This window comes from Cellulomonas sp. SG140 (assembly GCF_025770785.1).
In the GTDB taxonomy this organism is placed as follows: domain Bacteria; phylum Actinomycetota; class Actinomycetes; order Actinomycetales; family Cellulomonadaceae; genus Cellulomonas.
In genome coordinates, this window is sequence record NZ_JANZLA010000003.1 from 95688 (window position 1) to 114695 (window position 19008).

22 protein-coding genes and 1 tRNA gene are annotated in these 19008 nt (G+C 74.9%); 17 read left to right on the forward strand and 6 right to left on the reverse strand.

Annotated features, from left to right (window positions below; genetic code table 11):
* The first annotated feature begins 206 nt into the window (after nucleotides 1-206).
* From N0B34_RS06860 to der, 5 genes are all read left to right on the forward strand, one after another.
* Nucleotides 207-956, forward strand: a complete 750-nt coding sequence (locus N0B34_RS06860; RefSeq protein ID WP_318529966.1) for a pseudouridine synthase — start codon at nucleotides 207-209, stop codon at nucleotides 954-956.
* Entirely contained in the window at nucleotides 953-2062 is a 1110-nt protein-coding gene (locus N0B34_RS06865; RefSeq protein WP_263730592.1) for a prephenate dehydrogenase, read from the forward strand. Before N0B34_RS06860 ends, N0B34_RS06865 begins: the two co-directional genes overlap by 4 nt.
* Nucleotides 2059-2769: a (d)CMP kinase gene (cmk, locus tag N0B34_RS06870; RefSeq protein WP_263730593.1), complete on the forward strand. Its 711-nt coding sequence runs from the start codon at nucleotides 2059-2061 to the stop codon at nucleotides 2767-2769. The genes N0B34_RS06865 and cmk overlap by 4 nt, the downstream gene beginning before the upstream one ends.
* The gene (locus N0B34_RS06875) at nucleotides 2766-3461 is read left to right on the forward strand and encodes a lysophospholipid acyltransferase family protein (protein WP_263730594.1); all 696 of its coding nucleotides are present in this window, start codon (nucleotides 2766-2768) and stop codon (nucleotides 3459-3461) included. Before cmk ends, N0B34_RS06875 begins: the two co-directional genes overlap by 4 nt.
* Nucleotides 3462-3615: 154 nt before the next feature.
* Nucleotides 3616-5094 carry a ribosome biogenesis GTPase Der gene (gene der, locus N0B34_RS06880; protein ID WP_263730957.1) on the forward strand — a complete coding sequence of 493 codons (1479 nt, stop codon included), beginning with the start codon at nucleotides 3616-3618 and terminating at the stop codon, nucleotides 5092-5094.
* Nucleotides 5095-5131: 37 nt separating this feature from the next.
* On the opposite strand, the gene N0B34_RS06885 is transcribed toward der, so the two are convergent.
* A complete protein-coding gene (locus N0B34_RS06885) occupies nucleotides 5132-6361 on the reverse strand; it encodes an NAD(P)/FAD-dependent oxidoreductase (RefSeq protein ID WP_263730595.1) in 1230 nt (409 codons plus the stop codon).
* Nucleotides 6362-6516: 155 nt separating this feature from the next.
* Between N0B34_RS06885 and N0B34_RS06890 the strand changes: the two genes are divergently transcribed.
* Nucleotides 6517-6593: transfer RNA gene (locus N0B34_RS06890), tRNA-Pro, on the forward strand.
* 116 nt (nucleotides 6594-6709) lie between these two features.
* Here the strand turns inward: N0B34_RS06890 and N0B34_RS06895 are convergent.
* On the reverse strand, nucleotides 6710-7159 hold the full coding sequence (locus N0B34_RS06895) for a hypothetical protein (RefSeq protein ID WP_263730596.1): 450 nt from the start codon (nucleotides 7157-7159) through the stop codon (nucleotides 6710-6712).
* A 69-nt stretch (nucleotides 7160-7228) separates the two neighbouring features.
* Here N0B34_RS06895 and N0B34_RS06900 point away from each other — a divergent pair, with 69 nt between their 5' ends.
* Nucleotides 7229-8188 (forward strand): cold-shock protein, encoded by a 960-nt coding sequence (locus N0B34_RS06900; RefSeq protein WP_263730597.1) that lies wholly within the window; start codon nucleotides 7229-7231, stop codon nucleotides 8186-8188.
* 12 nt (nucleotides 8189-8200) lie between these two features.
* Here the strand turns inward: N0B34_RS06900 and N0B34_RS06905 are convergent, their stop codons facing one another.
* Nucleotides 8201-8530 (reverse strand): YchJ family protein, encoded by a 330-nt coding sequence (locus N0B34_RS06905; RefSeq protein ID WP_263730598.1) that lies wholly within the window; start codon nucleotides 8528-8530, stop codon nucleotides 8201-8203.
* 169 nt (nucleotides 8531-8699) lie between these two features.
* On the opposite strand from N0B34_RS06905, the gene N0B34_RS06910 reads away from it, so the two are divergent.
* Genes N0B34_RS06910 through N0B34_RS06955 form a run of 10 tightly spaced genes read left to right on the forward strand, consistent with a single transcriptional unit; the run spans nucleotide 8700 to nucleotide 16814 of the window.
* The gene (locus tag N0B34_RS06910) at nucleotides 8700-9146 is read left to right on the forward strand and encodes a hypothetical protein (RefSeq protein ID WP_263730599.1); all 447 of its coding nucleotides are present in this window, start codon (nucleotides 8700-8702) and stop codon (nucleotides 9144-9146) included.
* Nucleotides 9143-10066: a hypothetical protein gene (locus N0B34_RS06915; RefSeq protein WP_263730600.1), complete on the forward strand. Its 924-nt coding sequence runs from the start codon at nucleotides 9143-9145 to the stop codon at nucleotides 10064-10066. Before N0B34_RS06910 ends, N0B34_RS06915 begins: the two co-directional genes overlap by 4 nt.
* The gene (locus N0B34_RS06920; protein ID WP_263730601.1) at nucleotides 10053-11456 is read left to right on the forward strand and encodes a V-type ATPase 116kDa subunit family protein; all 1404 of its coding nucleotides are present in this window, start codon (nucleotides 10053-10055) and stop codon (nucleotides 11454-11456) included. The genes N0B34_RS06915 and N0B34_RS06920 overlap by 14 nt, the downstream gene beginning before the upstream one ends.
* Nucleotides 11456-11887 (forward strand): ATP synthase subunit C, encoded by a 432-nt coding sequence (locus N0B34_RS06925; protein WP_263730602.1) that lies wholly within the window; start codon nucleotides 11456-11458, stop codon nucleotides 11885-11887. Before N0B34_RS06920 ends, N0B34_RS06925 begins: the two co-directional genes overlap by 1 nt.
* Nucleotides 11884-12105 (forward strand): V-type ATP synthase subunit F, encoded by a 222-nt coding sequence (locus N0B34_RS06930; protein WP_263730603.1) that lies wholly within the window; start codon nucleotides 11884-11886, stop codon nucleotides 12103-12105. The genes N0B34_RS06925 and N0B34_RS06930 overlap by 4 nt, the downstream gene beginning before the upstream one ends.
* The gene (locus tag N0B34_RS06935) at nucleotides 12102-12635 is read left to right on the forward strand and encodes a hypothetical protein (protein ID WP_263730604.1); all 534 of its coding nucleotides are present in this window, start codon (nucleotides 12102-12104) and stop codon (nucleotides 12633-12635) included. The genes N0B34_RS06930 and N0B34_RS06935 overlap by 4 nt, the downstream gene beginning before the upstream one ends.
* Nucleotides 12632-14341, forward strand: coding sequence for a V-type ATP synthase subunit A (locus N0B34_RS06940; RefSeq protein ID WP_263730605.1), 1710 nt, complete (start codon nucleotides 12632-12634; stop codon nucleotides 14339-14341). Before N0B34_RS06935 ends, N0B34_RS06940 begins: the two co-directional genes overlap by 4 nt.
* Nucleotides 14338-15735 (forward strand): V-type ATP synthase subunit B, encoded by a 1398-nt coding sequence (locus N0B34_RS06945; RefSeq protein WP_263730606.1) that lies wholly within the window; start codon nucleotides 14338-14340, stop codon nucleotides 15733-15735. Before N0B34_RS06940 ends, N0B34_RS06945 begins: the two co-directional genes overlap by 4 nt.
* Nucleotides 15736-15738: 3 nt before the next feature.
* Nucleotides 15739-16368, forward strand: coding sequence for a V-type ATP synthase subunit D (locus tag N0B34_RS06950; protein ID WP_263730607.1), 630 nt, complete (start codon nucleotides 15739-15741; stop codon nucleotides 16366-16368).
* Entirely contained in the window at nucleotides 16365-16814 is a 450-nt protein-coding gene (locus N0B34_RS06955; protein ID WP_263730608.1) for a universal stress protein, read from the forward strand. Before N0B34_RS06950 ends, N0B34_RS06955 begins: the two co-directional genes overlap by 4 nt.
* Here N0B34_RS06955 and N0B34_RS06960 read toward each other — a convergent pair.
* Genes N0B34_RS06960 through N0B34_RS06970 form a run of 3 tightly spaced genes read right to left on the reverse strand, consistent with a single transcriptional unit; the run spans nucleotide 16811 to nucleotide 19004 of the window.
* Nucleotides 16811-18031: an RNA polymerase sigma factor gene (locus N0B34_RS06960; RefSeq protein WP_263730609.1), complete on the reverse strand. Its 1221-nt coding sequence runs from the start codon at nucleotides 18029-18031 to the stop codon at nucleotides 16811-16813. The genes N0B34_RS06955 and N0B34_RS06960 overlap by 4 nt on opposite strands.
* Nucleotides 18028-18405: a YciI family protein gene (locus N0B34_RS06965; protein ID WP_263730610.1), complete on the reverse strand. Its 378-nt coding sequence runs from the start codon at nucleotides 18403-18405 to the stop codon at nucleotides 18028-18030. Before N0B34_RS06965 ends, N0B34_RS06960 begins: the two co-directional genes overlap by 4 nt.
* 17 nt (nucleotides 18406-18422) lie before the next feature.
* Nucleotides 18423-19004, reverse strand: a complete 582-nt coding sequence (locus tag N0B34_RS06970; RefSeq protein ID WP_263730611.1) for a dihydrofolate reductase family protein — start codon at nucleotides 19002-19004, stop codon at nucleotides 18423-18425.
* Nucleotides 19005-19008: the final 4 nt, after the last annotated feature.

Sequence of the window (19008 nt, forward strand, 5' to 3'; positions counted from 1 at the left end):
CGACCGGAGGTGGTCGTGCACGGCGGTCGCCGCAGCCGGGACGCCGAGGCGGATCGGGCGGCAGTGGCGGCGCCGGCGGTGGCGCACCTCGCGGTCGGGGCGGTGCACCGCGAGGAGCAGCTCCCGGTGAGCGGCGGGGAGCGTCCGCGGCCGGTCGACGCAGCGCGCCGGCCAGGGGCGGCGCCCGGCGCCCCGCGGCGCCCGCGGTGCCCGAGCGGGACGTGCACGACCCCGAGGGCGTCCGGCTGCAGAAGGTGCTCGCCGGGGCCGGGCTCGGCTCCCGGCGCGCGTGCGAGGAGCTGATCGCCGACGGACGGGTCAGCGTGGACGGTGTCGTCGTACGGGAGCTCGGCGTGCGGATCGACCCGACGAAGGCCGTGGTGCACGTCGACGGCGAGCGCCTGCAGCTGGATGCGACCCTCGTCACCATCGCGCTGAACAAGCCGCGCGGCGTCGTCTCCACGATGCACGACCCTCAGGGCCGTCCCTCGTTGCAGGAGCTGGTCGCCGACCGCCCCGAGCGCCTGTTCCACGTCGGCCGGCTCGACGCCGACAGCGAGGGCCTCATCCTGCTCACCAACGACGGCGAGCTCGCCCAGCGGCTGGCCCACCCGTCCTACGAGGTCGCCAAGACGTACGTCGCCGAGGTCGAGGGTGAGGTACGGCCCTCGCTCGGCGGGGTGCTGCTGCGCGGGGTCGAGCTCGAGGACGGTCCGGTGCAGGTGGACCGGTTCCAGATCCTCCAGACGACCTCCCGGGCCAGCCTGGTCGAGGTCGAGCTGCACGAGGGGCGCAACCGCGTGGTGCGCCGGATGCTCGACGAGGTGGGGCACCCGGTCGTCCGGCTGGTCCGCACGAGGATCGGGCCGATCCGGCTGGGCGACCTGCCCCCGGGGCGCACCCGGGTGCTGGGGCGGGTGGAGCTCGGCACGCTGATGACGGCGGTGGGGATGTGAGCATCGCGACCCGTGGCCCGGTGCGCGTGGTCGGCACCGGGCTGCTCGGCGCGTCCGTCGGCCTGGGACTGCGCCGGCACGGCGTCGAGGTGCAGCTGGCCGACCCGTCGCGCACCGCCCTCGCGCTCGCCCGCGACGTCGGCGCGGGCACACCCGCGGGTCCCGACGACCCGGAGCCCGCGCTCGTCGTCGTCGCCGCACCCCCGGACGTGACGGCGGACGTGGTGCGTGCCGAGCTGGTGGCGCACCCGACGGCGGTGGTCACCGACGTCGCGAGCGTCAAGGGGTACGTCCTGGCCGAGCTGCGTGGTGCGCGTGCCGACCTGCGCCGCTACGTCGGCTCGCACCCGATGGCCGGCCGCGAGCGATCCGGGCCGTCCGCCGCCGTCCCGGACCTGTTCCTCGGGCGTCCGTGGGTGATCGCCGACTCCGGCGTCTCGCACCCCGACGCGGTGCTCGCCGTGCGGGCCCTGGCGGTGGACCTCGGTGCCCTGCCCGTGGCGATGGACGCGGCCGAGCACGATGCCGCGGTGGCCAGCGTGTCGCACCTGCCCCAGCTGGCGGCCAGCCTGGTCGCGGCGCGGCTGCGGGACCTGGACGACGCGGCGCTCGGGCTGGCCGGTCCCGGGGTCCGGGACGTCACGCGGATCGCGGCGAGCGACCCTGCGCTGTGGACCTCGATCCTGGCGGCGAACGCCCTGGCGGTCCGGTCCGTGCTGGTGGAGGTCCGGTCGGACCTCGACGGCGTGATCGCCGCGCTGACCGACGCCGCGCTGGCCACCGGGCCGGAGGACGTGGCACCGGGCGCCCTCAGCACGATCGCCCGCGCGATCTCCGCCGGGAACGCCGGCGTCGCACGGATCCCGGGCAAGCACGGTGGTGCGCAGCGCGCCTACTCGGTGGTCAGCGTGCTGGTCCCGGACAGCCCGGGGGAGCTCGCCCGGCTGCTGGGCGACGTGGGGGCCGCCGGCGTCAACCTCGAGGACCTGCAGATCGAGCACGCTGCCGGCCGGCCGGTGGGCGTGGCGGAGATCTCGGTGCTGCCCGGCAGCGCCGAGCACCTGCACGCCGAGCTGACCGCCCGGGGCTGGAGGGTGGTCCGGTGAACGCGCCGCTGGTGGTGGCGATCGACGGGCCGTCCGGGTCCGGCAAGTCGAGCGTGTCCCGGTTGGTGGCCCGCCACCTGCAGCTCGCGTACCTGGACACCGGCGCGATGTACCGGGCGGCGACGTGGTGGTGCCTGCAGGAGGGTGTCCGGCTGGAGGACCAGGGTTCTGTGGCCGACCTCGTTCGTCGGATGCCGCTGGTGATGGGGATGGACCCGTCAACGCCCGGCGTGCACGTCGGCGGCGTCGACGTGGCCGGGCCGATCCGCGAGACGTGGGTCTCGGAGGCGGTCAGCGCGGTGGCGACGAACCTCGCGGTGCGGGCCGAGCTGAACCGGCGCCAGCGGGACCTGATCGACGCGGAGCGCGCCGCCGGTGGCTTCGCGGAGGGCCGTGGAGTGGTCGCCGAGGGTCGGGACATCACCACGGTGGTGGCGCCGGACGCCGACGTCCGCGTGCTGCTGACGGCCAGTGCGGAGGCACGGCTCGCCCGCCGCGCGCGCGAGCTGCACGGCAGCGCGTCTGCCGCGGCCGTCGAGGCGACGCGCGACCAGGTGCTGCGCCGGGACGCCGACGACTCGACCGTGGTGGAGTTCCAGACGGCCGCGGACGGTGTGGTGACGGTGGACTCCTCGGACCTGGACCTGCCGGGAACCGTCGCGGCGGTCCTGGCGGTGGTGGCGCGCGTCTGCGGACGGGCGGTGTGACCGCGTCCGTCACGGCGGAGCTCGCGCCCTGGGCCGGTGGGCCGGCGTGGGCCCGTTGGGTCGGACGGTTCCTCGGCCGCGTCGTGTGGGACACCCACCTGATCGGGGCCGAGCGGGTCCCGCGCACGGGGCCCGTCGTGCTGGCCGCGAACCACACGGGCGTGATCGACGGGCCGCTGCTGATCGGCATGGCACCGCGGCCGCTGCACATCCTGGTGAAGCAGGAGATGTTCCACGGGCCGGTCGGTGCGGTGCTGCGGGCCGCCGGCCAGATCCCGGTGGACCGCTCCAACGGCCGGTCGGCGCTCCAGGCCGGTCTGGCCGTGCTGCGCCGGGGCGGAGCGGTCGGCATCTTCCCGGAGGGCAACCGCGGGCGGGGTGCCGTGGACGACACCCGTGCAGGTGCGGCGTGGCTGGCGGTGCACGGGGGAGCGGTCGTCGTGCCGGTCGCCATCCTGGGCACCCGTCGGACGGGCGAGACGTTCGGTCACGTCCCCGGCCTTCGGCGTCACCTGGTGATGGAGGCGGGCGAGCCGATCGCGGTGGAGCCAGTCGGGTCGCGCCGGGAGCAGATCGACCGCACCTCGACGCAGCTCCGCCTGGCCCTCGCGGCGCTGGTCGCGGACCTGCAGGAGCGGTCCGGCATGCGCCTGCCGGCCGACGACCCGCGCCGCGACACGCTCGCACCCTGACGGCAGCGGTCCCGGGACCCCGCGCGGCGTACCGGCCGGACACCGAACCGTCCTGGTCCCTGCCGGGCAGCCGGGCAGGGACAATGGTGCGGTGAGCCCCATTGATCCGACGCCTGAGCTCGAGCTGCCCGACGAGTCGACGACCCCGAGCACGATGCCGTCCGCCGAGCAGGTCGCCGCGGCAGTCGCGCCGCAGCCCGAGGACGCCGCCCGTGAGCGGGCGCTGCGCGCCGGTCTCGAGGAGTACGAGCTCGAGGACGAGGACCTGCAGCTGCTCGAGGGCGAGGAGGGCGCCGAGGGCGCCGACGTCGCACCCCTCGCGCTGCCCGTCCTCGCGGTGGTCGGCCGTCCGAACGTCGGCAAGTCGACCCTGGTCAACCGCATCCTGGGACGCCGGGAGGCCGTCGTCGAGGACACGCCCGGCGTGACGCGCGACCGGGTGACGTATCCCGCCGAGTGGTCGGGCCGCGACTTCCTGCTGGTGGACACCGGCGGCTGGGAGGTGGACGTCGCAGGGATCGACAAGCGGGTCGCCGAGCAGGCGGAGGTGGCGATCGACCTGGCGGACGCGGTGGTCTTCGTGGTCGACGCCACCGTGGGTGCCACGGACACCGACGAGCGAGTGGTGCGCCTGCTGCGGCGCTCCGGCAAGCCGGTGGTGCTCGCGGCGAACAAGGTGGACGGCCCGTCCATGGAGCCGGAGGCCGCCGCGCTGTGGGCGCTCGGCCTCGGTGAGCCGCACCCGATCTCGGCCCTGCACGGCCGCGGCACGGGCGACCTGCTCGACGCCGCGATGGAGGTGCTGCCGACTCGGTCCGCCCGGGACACCGCGATCCCGGAGGGTCCCCGCCGGGTGGCTCTCGTCGGGCGCCCGAACGTCGGCAAGTCGTCGCTGCTGAACAAGCTCGCCGGCTCCGAGCGGGTCGTCGTGGACGACGTCGCCGGCACCACCCGCGACCCGGTCGACGAGCTGGTCCAGCTCAAGGGTGTGCCCTACGTGTTCGTCGACACCGCGGGCATCCGCCGCCGGGTGCACCAGACCAGCGGAGCGGACTTCTACGCGTCCCTGCGCACGCAGGCCGCGATCGAGAAGGCCGAGGTCGCCGTCGTCCTGGTGGACGCGTCGCAGCCGCTGACCGAGCAGGACACCCGCGTGATCTCGCAGGTGGTCGACGCCGGGCGCGCCCTGGTGATCGCCTACAACAAGTGGGACCTGATGGACGACGACCGTCGGCCCTACCTCGAGCGGGAGATCGAGCAGGACCTGGTGCAGGTGCAGTGGGCGCCGCGCGTCAACGTCTCGGCGAAGACCGGCTGGCACGCCGAGCGGCTGGTGCCTGCCCTGGAGACGTCGCTCGCGTCGTGGGACACGCGCATCCCCACCGGCCGCCTCAACGCGTTCCTCGGCGAGCTGGTGGCCGCGCACCCGCACCCCCTGCGGGGTGGCAAGCAGCCGCGCATCCTGTTCGCCACCCAGGCGTCGTCCCGCCCGCCGCGGTTCGTCATCTTCGCGACGGGCTTCCTCGAGGCCGGTTACCGCCGGTACATCGAGCGCCGGCTGCGGGAGACGTTCGGCTTCGAGGGTTCGCCGATCGCGATCTCGGTGCGGGTGCGCGAGAAGCGTCGGCGCTGACGGACCTGGCCCCGGGCGCCGGGCGGCCGGTGGTGGGTCAGTCGAACGCGATGCGCCCGCGCAGCGACTCGGGGTCGGGCAGCGACCCGGCCTCGTGGAGCTCGTCCAGCAACGCGCTCGCCTCGTCGACCTTGCCGTACACGTCCCAGAGCAGCACGCCCTGCAGACCCTCGTCCTTCACGTAGTAGACGATGCCGTGCTCGTCCTCGCGGCCGGGCGCCCAGTCCTGGACCAGCTGCATCGACGCGTCCAGCCGGCCGACCGCCTCGTACCCGAGGTCGAAGATGTCCGACCAGAAGAACGGCGTGTGGTCGTACACCGGCAGCTCGCCGCCGGTCAGCGTGGCGGCCATCGCTCGGCCGGCGCACGCGCCGGAGCTCTGCGCGTGGTCGACGTGCTCGACGCGGCGGCGGCCCAGCCGCACGTCCGGGTAGTCCACGATGTCGCCGGCGGCGAAGACGAACGGGTCGAGAGTGCGCAGGTGCTGGTCGACGCGCACCCCGGTGTCGTCGACGACGAGCCCCGCTGCCGCTGCGAGCTCGGCGTTGACCTCGATGCCGAGGGCGAGGACGACACCGGCCGCCGCGAACGCCATCGGGTGGTCGTCCGTCCCGGCGTGCACGGCCACACGACCGGCTGCCGGACGCTCGAGCCACCTCGCGCGGGCCCGGGTGACCACCTGCACCCCGTGCTGGTCGAACGCTGCCCGGATGCGGCGGACGACCCCGGGGGGATAGGCGCCCGCGCCGATCTCCGCGTCCGGCGTCAGCAGCGTGACCGCAGCGCCTGCGGTGGCCAGGCCGGCGGCGATCTCGGTTCCCAGGAACCCGCCGCCGACCACGATGACGGGGCCACCGGTCAGCGCTCGGGCACGGTGGTAGTCGCCGAGGGTCCGGAAGTAGACCACCTCGCGGGACGGGCCGAGGTTGAGCTCGCGAGGGCGGCCCCCGGTCGCCAGGAGCAGCACCCGGTACCCGTACTCGTCGTCGTCGTTGGCGACGACGACGCGCTGCGCCCGACGGACGGCGGTCACGCGCGTGGACGTGTGCACCTGCGCACCCGTTGCGGCCGCGGTGTGGAGGAACGGCTCCGGACCCTCCGGCTCGCGCCACAGGTCCTTGGAGAGCGGAGGCCGCTCGTACGGCGGCTCCGCATCGTCCCCGAGGATCGCGATGGACCCGGTGGGGTCGAGCTCCCGGATGCCACGGGCGGCGGCGTCAGCCGCCATCCCGCCGCCGACGATCACGTAGTCGTAGTCGAATCGCATGGGGGCCTCCTCGCGACGCTCCTGCAGGTCACGCTAGGCCCTCCGGTGGGGCGGAGCGCGCCGAGACATGCCAGCGACCCGCAGCCGGAGACCGGCGGGCGGGGGAGGGCGGCCGACCGCGTGGGGTAGCATTGCGCGCGGTCCTGCGGGGCCGGCGGGCTGTGGCGCAGCTTGGTAGCGCACTTGACTGGGGGTCAAGGGGTCGCAGGTTCAAATCCTGTCAGCCCGACCAGCGGGGCCTGGCCTGAGCGATCGGGTCAGGCCCCTTCTTCGTGCCCGTACCACTACCGGCCACGAGCTGGTCCGCCGGCTCTTCCGTCGTGGCGAAGTGGGGAGACGGGACCCGGATCACCGTTCGGAGATGCCGATGCGGACCCCGGTCACGGTGTCGTTCGGCATCGGGGGCAGCCCGTAGCCCGCCAACGAGCGTGGCGTCACGACCGTCGGGTCGACGCCGTACACCTCGATCTCAAGACTCGACGCCGACGTCTGGCCGTCCACCGAGCACATGAACTGGGACTCGGCGGGAACGGTGACCATGCAGGTGATGCCGAACGGGATCGTGTACCCGGCCCGGTGCGCGGTCGTCTCCGCCTCGGACAGGACCTCACCGACCTTGCTGGCCGGTGGGACGGTGAACGAGCGCGTCAGCACGGAGCAGGAGTCCAGGCACGCGACGTTGCCCGAGCTCACCCAGTCGGGACCCGTCCTGACGGCCCCGGCGACCGGCGGCCCGAAGGCGTCCAGCGCCCGCGCGTCGACGTTGGTGGGCCACCAGGCCTCCCGTGCGGCGAACACCGTTCCGTGGGGAGCGCCGGGCCGGGGGAGACTGGGGGCCGGCAACATCCGTTCGAGAAGGAGTCAACCGTGCCCCAGGCGACTGTCCGCTGGTTCGACGCGGAGCGGGGCTTCGGCTTCCTCGCGCTCGGCGACGAGGCCGACGACCTGTTCGTCCACGCCTCCGAGGTGGTGGCCGGCGGCGGGCCGAACGCCCTGCGCGAGGGCCAGGTCGTCGAGTTCGAGGTGGGTCAGGGTGACCGCGGCCCGCAGGCGCGCCACGTCCGCGTGATCGGGGACCTCGCCGCCGATGCGCCGGTGGGCCTGCTCGGCACCGTCTCCTGGTACGAGCCGGGCAAGGGGTACGGCTTCGTCGCGCCTGACGGCGGCGGCGCGGAGATCTTCGTGCACAGCTCGGCCATCGTGACCGGTGGCGTGATCTCGCAGGGCCAGCGGGTGGCCTTCCTGGTGGTCGAGGGGGAGAAGGGGCCGCAGGCGGACCACCTGCTGCCGCTCGGCGCCGAGGCGGCCCAGCGCGTCGTGGCGTCCGACGGGGCAGACGGCACCGTGACCTGGTACGACGCGGACAAGGGCTTCGGGTTCGTCACCCCCGACTCCGGTGGTGAGGACGCCTTCGTCCACGTCCGGTCGCTCGCCGGCGGGATCGATGAGCTGTCCGAGGGCGATCGCGTCACCTTCGACGTTGCCGAGAGCGAGCGGGGACCACAGGCCCGCAACGTCCGCCTCGTGCGCGGCTCGGCACCGCGGGGTGCCTCGGCGGTGGCGGCGCGTGGCCGGTCGGCCGCGCCGGCGACGTCGGGTCGGTCGAGGGCGTCTGACGGCCTGGCGCGTGGCGGTGAGGGCGTCGTGGCGCGCTACGACGCCGATCGGGGGTTCGGTTTCATCACGCCGGACGCCGGTGGTGCGGACCTCTTCGTGCACGTGTCGGTGGTCAGGGGCGCGGAGGCGCTGCAGGAGGGCGACCGCGTCCGGTACAAGGTGCGACAGAGCGACCGGGGGCCGCAGGCCGACGGCGTCGAGCGGGTGTGAGCCCCACCCGGCTCAGTCAGCCGGGGCGACGTAGTACCAGCGTCCGTGCTCGCGGACGAAGCGGGACCGCTCGTGCATGACCTCGACGCCGCCGGTCGGCAGGACGTACGTCGCCCGGAACTCGACTATGCCGGCGTCGTCCTCCGGTCCGCCGTCGACGACGTCGACGACCTGCAGGCCGCGCCACACCGGGTTGTCGGTCAGGTCGAGCGACGTCGGGCGCGTCGACCGATGCCATGAGTCGAGCAGCCAGGCCGCGTCGCCGTCGCGGAACGCGGCGAACCGCGACCGCATCAGGGCCTCGGCCGTGTCGAACGCCGGACGGCTCGACGACCCGCTCACCGCCACCTCCGTCCGAACGTTCCGCTGCCGCGGAGACGCTACAAGCCTCCAGCTTCGTGGCGGTAGGCACCGGGGAGCGACCACCACGGTCTTTAGGCCCTGTACCAGGGCCGGAGAGCGGCACCAGGGTGGAAGGAGCCGAGAGAGCCGTCCTGGAGGGAGGCTCGGGATGCCACGCGTTCCCGGTCCGCTGCGGAGGTTCCTCCCCGCCGGGGCTCCGGGTCCGGCGGCCGTCGCCGGCGTGCCGCAGGACCGCGTCGCGGACGCGATCGCCGAGCTCGAGCCCGTGTTCGCCCGGCTGGCACCGACGGAGCTGCTGTGCGACAGGATCGTCGAGCGGGGCAGGCTGGACGTCGAGGAGCTGCGCAGGCGTGCGGGGGACGAGGTCCGGAGCATCGCGGCCACGGCGGAGCAGCGAGCGGCCGGTGAGCGCGCCGACGCGGCGGCACGCGCCCAGGAGGTCGGTCGGCAGGTGTCGGACGCCGAGCTTGCGGCCGCGCGAGCGCGCGCCGCACGGCTGCGTGCGCACGCCGAGCAGTGCATGGGGGACTACGTCGCTCGGATCGCCGCAGCCGTCACCGAGCTGGTCGACGCGGCCGAGGACGACCGGCGATGAGCACGGGGTGGGTCGCCGTCGGGGTCCGGTCCACGGCGATGCGACGGCGCAGGCTCGGCCCGGAGGCGATCCGCGCTCTGGCGGCCCGGCCCTCGTTGGCTGCGGCGCTGGCGGAGCTCGGCACCGGGCCGTACGCCCACGACGTGCGTCCGGACCAGACGCTCGCCGAGGCGCAGCGCGCCGTCGTGGCCACCTTCGTCTGGAACGTACGTGTCCTGGCCGGGTGGGCACCGCGGGACGGGGTGGTGATGCTGCGCGCCCTGACGGCACCGGTCGAGGCCCTCAACATCGACGAGCACCTGCAGCGCGGGAGGGAACCGGTGCCTCCCGCGCCGTACCAGCTCGGCGCGCTCGCGACCGCCTGGCCTCGCCTGGCGGCCACGGCCGGTGTGCCGGCCCTCAGAAGCGTGCTGGCGCAGTCCAGCTGGGACGACCCCGGCAGCGACGATCCCCACGACGTCTCCGTGGCGATCCGGCTGTCCGCAGCCGGGCGGATCCTCGTCGACGTCCCGAAGGCGCGTACGTGGGCATCGGCTGCGGCCGCCCTCGTCCTCGCCCGCGAGCTGGCGTACCGGGCTGCTCCACCCCGCACCCGCGTGCGCTTCCTCGCCTCGCGGGTGCTCGGACCCGCCGCGGGCGGCGCCCTCTCGCTCCAGGAGCTGGCGGGCGCCCTGCCGCCCGCCGCTCGGTGGGCGCTGGCCGACGTCAGCGCGCCGGAGCAGCTGTGGCGTGCTGAGGCGGGCTGGTGGGCGCGCGTCGACCGGGAGGCCGCTGCGATGGCCGATCGAGATGCCGCCGGTGCGGGGGCGCTCGTCGGGACCGTCGCGCGGCTCGCGGTCGACGCGTGGCGGGTGCGAGCGGCGCTGGAGCTCGCAGCACGGGGTGGGCACGTCGCGGAGGACTTCGGTGCGGTGGCATGACGCCCTGAACCCCGTGGGGATGCAGCGGGTGGCTCTGCTGGCACCCGTCGATCAGCTGCGGGACCTGCTGGTGACGGTCGCCGACCAGGGCTGCGTGGAGCTGGACGAGCTGGGGGACCGGAGCCTCGGCGCGACGAAGGAGTCGGGTGCCGCGGCCGCGCTCCGGCGTCTGGGCCGCAGCGGGCAGGTGACGCCGCTCCTCGGCCGCCGGCCCGACCTCCCGGCGTGGGAGCAGGGCGGCCGTGCGGACCTGCTCGCGGGCGAGACCGAGCTCGACGCCCGAGCCGCGGACGCGGTCACGAGGGGACGCGTGGCGGCCCTCGCCGGCTGGGCGCCGGCCGACGCCGTGCAGCGGCTTGCTCCCGCGCTGGCGGCCGTGGACGCCTCGGTCCTCGTGCTGCCCGCCCCGCGTGGTGTCGACCCGCCCACGCTGCTGTCCGAGCGTGGACCCGGCCGCGACTTCGCAGGGCTGGTCCGGACGTACGCGACGGTGCCGTACCGGGACGTCGACCCGTCGCTGCTCGCCGGCATCGCCTACGTGGTGATGTTCGGGATGATGTTCGCGGACGCCGGTCACGGTGCGCTGCTGCTGCTCGCAGCGCTGGCTGTCCGGTCCCGGCGGTGGCAGCGCCTCGAGCGGCTGGCGCCGTACTGGCGGTTCCTGGCCGGCGCCGGCCTGGCCAGCACGGTGTTCGGCGTCCTCTACGGCGAGTTCTTCGGGCCGACGGGCGTGGTCCCGGTGATCTGGCTGTCCCCGCTGGAGAACGCGGTGACGCTGCTGCTGGTCGCGATCGCGGTCGGTGCGCTGCTGCTCGCCGGGGCGTACGCCCTCGGCTCGGTGAATCGGTTCCGGGAGGGCGGCTGGCGACGCGCGGTGTACGCCCCGTCAGGGCTGGCGGGTGCGTCCCTGTTCCTCGGCCTCGGCATGCTGGCCGGCGGCCTGTACCTGCACCTGACGGCCCTGACCGCCGCCGGAGCGGTCGTCGCCGTGGCGGCGCTGGTGGTCGGCTACGTCGGGCTGCTCGCCGCGGCGGGAGGCGGCGCCGCCGGTGCCAGCCAGGCGATGGTCGAGCTGGTCGACCTGGTCGTGCGCCTCGGCTCGAACCTCGTCAGCTTCGCCCGGCTCGCCGCCTTCGGGCTCACCCATGCCGCGCTGGGCCTGGTGGTCTGGCAGGGAGCGACGGCGCTGGCGCACCGCGGGGTGCTGGGAGTGACGGCGGCCGTGCTGGTCTTCGTGGTCGGCAACGCGCTGACGTTCGCCCTCGAGGGCTTGGTCGCCGGCATCCAGGCGCTGCGGCTGGAGTACTACGAGCTGTTCTCACGGATCTTCGAGGGCGAGGGCCGACCCTTCCGGCCCTGGCACGTCCCGCTCGCACCGACGGAGGCCTGATGATCATCTGGACGATCTGCCTGCCCGCGATCCTCGTCGTCGGGCTCGCCACGAGCTGGGCGCTGCGACGTCGGGGCAGACCCGCCCTGCGCGTCGTCCTGGCCGCCAATGGGCTGCTGCTGATCGCGGCCCTCGTCGTGGTGGCGATGGTGGCCGGTGCGGGGCCGTCCGCTGCCGCCCCCGCGCCCGGCGCCGTCGCCGCGGCGGCATCGACCGCCGCCAACGGCTCCGCGCTGATCGGGGCGGCCATCGCGGTGGCCGGGTCCTCCATCGGCGCCGCGATCGCCGTCGCGTACACCGGCGCCGCCGCGCTCGCCGCGATCAGCGAGCGGCCCGAGCTGTTCGGGCGGGCGATGGTGATCGTCGGGCTCGCCGAGGGAATCGCGATCTACGGGCTCATCGTGTCGATCATCCTGATCGGCAAGGCATGAGCGACGTCGCGGTCATCGGGTCGCCGGAGCTGGTCAGCGGCTTCGCGCTCGCCGGTGCGCGCACCTACGCGGTCCGGGACGCCGAGGAGGCGCGGGCCACCTGGCAGCACCTGCCGCCGACGGTCGCCGTCGTGCTGCTGTCCGCGGCGGCCGCGGACGCCATCGGCGAGGCCACCGGCGCTCGCGGCGCCCCCCTCACCGTGCGGCTGCCGTCATGACCGCCAGCACGGCGACCCCTCCCGGTGAGATCCGGGCCGCGGACCCGCTCGAACCGCTCGAGCAGGCGCTGCTGCGCCGGGCGGCTGCCGATGCCGACGCGGCCCGGGCGGAGGCCGAGCTCTCCGCGCGGACGCAGACGGCGGCGGCACGCGCGCAGGCGGCCGAGGTCCTGGACCGGGCGCGTGCCGCCGGCGAGGCGGATGCCGAGCGACGGCAGGCCCTGGACCTGGCCCGAGCACGTCGCGAGGCGCAGCACATCGTCCTGGCGGCGCAGCGCGCGGCGTACGAGCAGCTGTGCACGGCAGCGCGTGCCGCGGTGCAGGAGCTGCTGGCCGAGCCCGGCCGGCAGGCGCGGCTCGGTGCGCTCGTGGTGGACCGGCTCGGCACCGAGGTGCGGCTGGAGCCGCACCCGTCCGGCGGCGTGGTCGGCGTGGCGGCGGACGGACGTCGCGTCGACGCCTCGGTCGACGCGCTGGTCGCGCACGCTCTCGCCCGGCTCGACCTGGCGGCCTTGTGGGACGACCGATGAGCGGCCGGGTGACCCGGGTCAGCGGTCCACTGGTCGAGGTGGACGGTCTGGACGGCGTCGCGATGGCCGAGGTGGTCGCGCTGGGACAGGCGCGGCTGCCGGGCGAGGTCGTGGCGATCGAGGACCGGGTCGTCTCGGTGCAGGCCTACGAGTACACGGGCGGCCTGGCGGTCGGGGACCCGGTCGAGGCGTTGGGGCACCCGTTGTCCGCCACCCTCGGTCCGCAGCTGCTGGGTGGCGTGTTCGACGGCCTGCTCCGTCCGCTGTCCGACGCGCCGACGTGGCTCGGTGCGCGCACCCGCCACGAGGCGGGGAGGAGCGAACGGGAGTGGCGCCCCGCGATCGCGGTCGGCGAGCACGTCGGCGACGGCGCCCTGCTGGGCACGGTGCCGGCGGGCGGGCTCGACTACCGGGTCCTGGCACCGCCGGGGGTGTCGGGCACGGTCGAGCACGTCGCGGCCGCCGGTGCCCACGGCACGGAGGACGTGGTCGCGGTGGTCGGCGGCGTCGAGGTCATGATGAGCCAGCGGTGGCCGGTCCGCCGCCCTCGACCGGTGCGCGAGCGCCTGGCGGCAGCAGCTCCGCTGGTCACGGGCCAGCGGGTGCTCGACGCGGTCTTCCCCCTCGCGCAGGGCAGCACTGCGGCGGTGCCGGGCGGCTTCGGCACGGGCAAGACGATGCTGCTGCAGCAGATCGCCAAGTGGTGCGACGCCGACGTGATCGTCTACATCGGCTGCGGCGAGCGCGGCAACGAGATGGCGGACGTGCTCGACGAGCTCGGCGAGCTGACCGACCCGCGGACCGGTCGACTGCTCGCCGACCGCACGGTGATCATCGCCAACACCTCGAACATGCCGATGATGGCCCGCGAGGCGAGCATCTACAGCGGGGTCACCGTCGCCGAGCACTTCCGCGACATGGGCTACCACGCGGTGGTCATCGCCGACTCGACGTCCCGCTGGGCGGAGGCCCTGCGGGAGCTCGGCTCCCGCTCGGGCGCACTGCCCGCGGAGGAGGGGTACCCGGCGTCCCTGTCGTCCGCGCTGGCTGCCTTCTACGAACGAGCGGGTCGCGCGGTGACGCTCGGTGGCGCCACCGCGTCCGTGACGATCATCGGCGCCGTGTCTCCCGCCGGTGGGGACACCACCGAACCGGTGACCGCCCAGACCGAGCGCTTCGTCCGCGCCCTGTGGAGCCTCGACCGCGGCCTCGCCTACGCCCGGCACTACCCCGCTGTGGCGTGGTCGGGGTCCTTCTCGCGGGACGCCGAGGGGCTGGCTGCCTGGTACGCCACCAACGGTGACCCGGGCTGGGGCGCTCGTCGCGCCCGGGTCACCACCCTCCTGGCGGAGGCCGACCGCCTGGGCGAGCTCGCCGAGCTGGTCGGCGCCGGGTCCCTGCCCGGCCACGAGCGCGTCGTCCTGCTGGCGGGCCGCCTGCTGCGCGAAGGGGTGCTGCAGCAGAACGCGCTCTCGGACAACGACGCGCGATGCGCACCGGCGAAGACGGCCGCGCTCATCGATGCGGTGCTCGACGTCGTCGACCGGTGCGAGGCGGCGATCGAGGGCGGCAGCACCGCGACGGAGATCGAGGAGCTCGACTTCTCGCCGCTGCTGCGCGCGGCACCGGAGACCCCGCCCGACGGGGCCGCCGGCATCGCGGTCCGTCGCCAGCAGCAGCTCGACCGGTTGGCGGCGCTGCCATGAGCACCACCGACTGGTTCCCCGTCCGCTACGCGGGTGTGCGGGACCTGCGCGGACCGCTCCTCGTGGTGCGCGGCGTGGAGCGGGTCGGCTGGGACGAGTTCGCCGTCGTCCGGGTGGTCGGTTCGGCCGGTGAGCCGGAGCGCCACGGCCTGGTGCTCGAGGTCGACCACGACCTCGCGGTGGTGCAGGTCCTCGAGGGCACGGACGGGCTGGCGCCCGGCAGGACGGAGGTGGCGTTCGCCGGTGCACCGCTGCGGGTGCCGATCGGTCCCGGGTGGCTCGGCCGGGTCTGCAACGGGCGCGGGGAGCCGGTCGACGGTGGTCCGCCGATCGTGGCGACCAGGACGGCGCCCGTCGCGGGCAGCCCGCTGAACCCGGTGCACCGACGACCGCCGGCGGAGCCGGTGCTCACCGGGATCTCCGCGATCGACGCGCTGATGACGCTCGTCCGCGGTCAGAAGCTCCCGATCTTCTCGGCCGCCGGCCTGCCGCACCTCGAGCTGGCCGCGCAGATCGCCGCCCAGTCCACGTCGGGCGACGAGCCCTTCTGCGTCGTCTTCGCCGCGATGGGGTTGACGCACCCCGATGCGGACGCGGTCCGTGCGCGCCTGGAGGAGCGATCGGCGGCCGGTGAGCTGGTGCTGCTGCTCAACACCGCCGACGACCCCGTGATCGAGCGGATCCTGACCCCGCGGATCGCCTTGACCGTCGCCGAGGACCTCGCCTTCGAGCAGCACCGCCACGTGCTCGTCGTCCTGGCCGACATGACGAGCTATGCCGAGGCGCTTCGTGAGGTGGCCGCGGCCCGCGGCGAGATGCCCGGCCGCCGGGCGTACCCCGGGTACCTCTACAGCGACCTGGCCTCGCTGTACGAGCGCTGCGGCCAGATCCGTGGGGTCGCCGGCTCGCTGACCGTCGTCCCGGTGCTCACCATGCCCGGGGGCGACATCACCCACCCGGTGCCTGACCTCACCGGCTACATCACCGAGGGCCAGATCGTTCTCACCCCGCAGGTGCACGCTCGTGGCATCTACCCGCCGGTGGACCCCTTGTCGTCCCTGTCGCGGCTGATGCGCAGCGGTGCCGGTGCGGGTCGTACGCGCGAGGACCACCTGGAGGTCGCCGCCCAGCTGCTGGCGGGGCTGGCCCGCGCACGCCAGGTCCAGCAGCTGGCGGAGATCGTGGGGGAGGCCGCGCTCAACGGCACGGACCAGCTGTACCTGGAGTTCGCCACCGCCTTCGAGCGCGTGCTGACCGACCAGGGCCAGGGAGAACGACGAACGCTGGACGAGACCCTGGAACGGTGCTGGCAGGTCCTCACGGTCCTGCCGGCGCGGGAGCTGACGATGCTGTCCCGCCGGTTCCTCGCGCAGCATCCGCGGACCGAGGGGTAGCCCGTGCCGGTCGCCCGCTCCGTCCCACCCGGCCGCGCCGGGCGCCTGTGGCTGCGCGCGCGCCTCGGCACGGCGCAGAAGGGCCGTGACCAGCTCGACCGCAAGCTGCGCATCCTCCTGCCCGAGCACCAGCGCCTGCAGACCCGGCTGGAGCGACGCGAGGCAGCCTGGTCGCAGGCGTACGCCGAGGCGCAGACGTGGCTGCTGCGAGCCGTGCTGCTCGGCGGTGAGGACGTGGTGCGGTGCGCCGCGCCCTCGGGGACGGCGGAGGTCGAGGTGGTCTGGACCTCGGCGATGGGCCTGAGCTATCCGGATGACGTCCTGGTCCGCACCGCGCCGAGCGACGGGGCGGTCCTGGCGGGGAACGCGGCCGTCGTCCCGGCGACGGCCGCTTTCCAGGCTGCCCTGCTCGCCGGTGCCCGCGCCGCCGCCGCCCGTGAGGCCGTGGACCGGCTCGCCGCCGAGATCGCGGTCACCCGGCGCCGGATGCGGGCCCTCGACAAGCGGTGGCTGCCGTGGCTGCGGGAGCGACTCGCGGCCCTGGAGCTCACTCTCGAGCAGACGGAGCAGGAGGACGGCATGCGGCTGCGCCGAGCCGTCAGCGGCACGGTCGACAGGAGGTCGCAGCCATGATCGAACGGATCCTGGTCGCCATCGACGACACATCCGACTCGTTGGCCGCCGCACGGTTGGCCATCGAGCTGGCCACCGCCCTGCACGCCGAGCTTCGGGCCGTGCACGTCGAGATCGACCACGGCCTGCCCAAGGTGGTCCAGGCGGCGAGCGGTGAACCGGGTGCCGACGCGCGTCTCGCTGAGGCGGGCGTCGCGATGCTGCACCGGGTCGGCGCCCTCGCGGCGGCTGCACGTCTCGAGCTGCAGACGCGGGTGCTCACCGGAGAGATCGCTCCGGCGATCCTGCACGAGGCCCGGCAGTGGCAGGCCGACCTGGTGGTGCTGGGCAAGTCCTCCCGTTCGGCCAGCGGCGAGCCGTACATCGGCGCGCGGTCACGACACGTCCTGGAGTTCGCCGACCAGCCGGTGGTGATCGTGCCGCCGCCCGTGGCCCCGACGCGCTAGGTGCGCTCGGTGCCGTGCCGGTGCAGCGGACCGCTCGCCGCGCGGGCGTCGCTTCGGTGGCGGAGGAAGTCGGCGACGCCCGGGTCGGCTGCGAGGTCGGCCGCCCGGCGGTACGCCTCGGCCGCGTCGCGACCGGCGCGCGCGAGGAGGTCGGCTCGGGCCGCCCAGTACGGCTGGAATTCGTCGGCGGTGGTGGGCAGGGCGGCGAGGCCGGCGTCCGGGCCGTCGATCCGTCCCGTGACGACGGCGGAGGCGACCTGCGCGCCGAGCGTCGGGGCCGTCGCCAGGAGCGCGGCGTACAGGGTCCGCAGCGCGGCCCAGCTCGTCGTGCCGGTCCGGCGGCGTTCGCAGTGCACCGCCTGGATCGCCGCCTCGAGCTGGAACCGACCGGGAGGTGCGGCGGACCGCGCGCGGCGCAGGTAGCCCTCGCCCTCCGCGATCAGGTCCTCGTCCCAACCGGTCGCGTCCTGCTCGTCGAGCGGGACGAAGACGCCCTCGGCCCGCCGGGCGAGGGTCAAGGTGGTGAGGGCCGCGAGGGACCACGCCTCGGGCTCGTCGCCCAGCAGCGTGGCCAGGGTCACCGCGAGGTAGCGCGCCTCGCCTGCGAGCGTCTCGCGCCCGCCTCGCCAGGACAGGGCGGCGCAGCCGTAGACCGCCTCGAGGACGGCCGGGAGGCGCTCGGGCATCAGGCGGCGGTCCGGGACGGCGAACGGGATGCCGGCGTCCCGGATGCGCCTCTTGGCGCGGACCAGCCGCTGCGCCATCGTGGCCGGCGGCACCGCGAAGGCCCGGCCGATCTGGGCGGCGTCGAACCCGAGCACCGTCTGCAGCATGAGGGGCGCGCGGAGGGACTCGTCGATGGCGGGATGGGCGCACACGAAGAGCAGCTCGAGGCGCCGGTCGCCGATGGCGAGGGGGTCGAGGTCCGCGAACGGGTCGACGGCGCCGCCGTGGTGCGCGAGCGGCACCGAGCGGCGGGCTGCGGCGGACCGCCACACGTCGCGCTGCCGGTTGCGGGCCACGGTGAGCAGCCACCCCTCGGGGTTCGTCGGGACCCCGACCTCGGGCCAGCGGCGCAGGGCCTCCTCGAAGGCGCCGGACAAGGCGTCCTCCGCCGTGGCGAGGTCGCGCGTCGGGGCCGCGAGCAGGGAGACGAGCCGCCCGTAGGACGCCCGGGCGGCCCGCTCGGCGGCCGCCCGGGCGTCCGGGTGGTTCACCCGTTCGGCACCCACACGCCCTCGACCGTGTGGGTCGCACCGGGGCGGATCTCGACGGCACCCCACTGGACCGGCGGCGCCCGCCTGGCCCACTCGATCGCCGCGTCGAGGTCGGGCACGTCGATCACGATCGTCCCGCCGAGCTGGTCCTTGGTGTCCGCGAAGGGCCCGTCCTGCACCCGCAGGGCGCCGTCGCGCACCCGCACGGTCGTGCTCGACACCGACGGTTGCAGCACCTCCGCCGCGACCAGGACCTTGGCGGCCTGCAGGGTGGCCGCGTAGCTGGCGAACGCCTCCATGCCCTGGGCGATCGCCTCGGCGCCGATCGTCTCGGCGGACTCCTCCGGGTAGTGCAGCAGCAGCGTGTAGCGCATGTGACTCTCCGCTCGGCTCAACGAACAGCGTATTCGGCGATGAGGACGCCGGTCGTGGTGGGGATCGTGCGCCCCAGGGTCAGGTCGGCGCGCTCCCCGTCCCCGAACAGCCGGGTGCCGGCGCCGAGCACGATCGGGTGCACCTGCAGCGTGAACCGGTCCACCAGGCGAGCGGCGTGCAGGGCGCGGACCAGCTCGCCGCTGCCCATCACCATCAGGTCGGGTCCGCCGGCGGCCTTCAGCTCGCGCACCAGCTCGACGCCGTCTCCCGCGAGCAGGGTGGAGGCCGGGTAGCGGAGCACCGTGGCTGGGTCACGTGAGACGACGTACTTGGGCGTGGTGAGAAGCACCCGGGCGAAGGGGTTGGGCTCCGGCCTGCTGGTCCAGTGGTCCAGCACGTCGCGGTACGTGCGGTGGCCGAACAGCAGCGCACCGGGCGTCCGCATGCCCTCGGCGGCGTACGCCATCGACACCTCGTCCTGGTACCCGAGGGCCCAGCCGCCGTCGTGGAACTCCCCGCGGACGTCCTCGTCGGGGCGTCCGGGTGCCTGCATCACCCCGTCGAGGGTGATGTTCTCGAAGGCGGTGATCGTCGTCATGCTC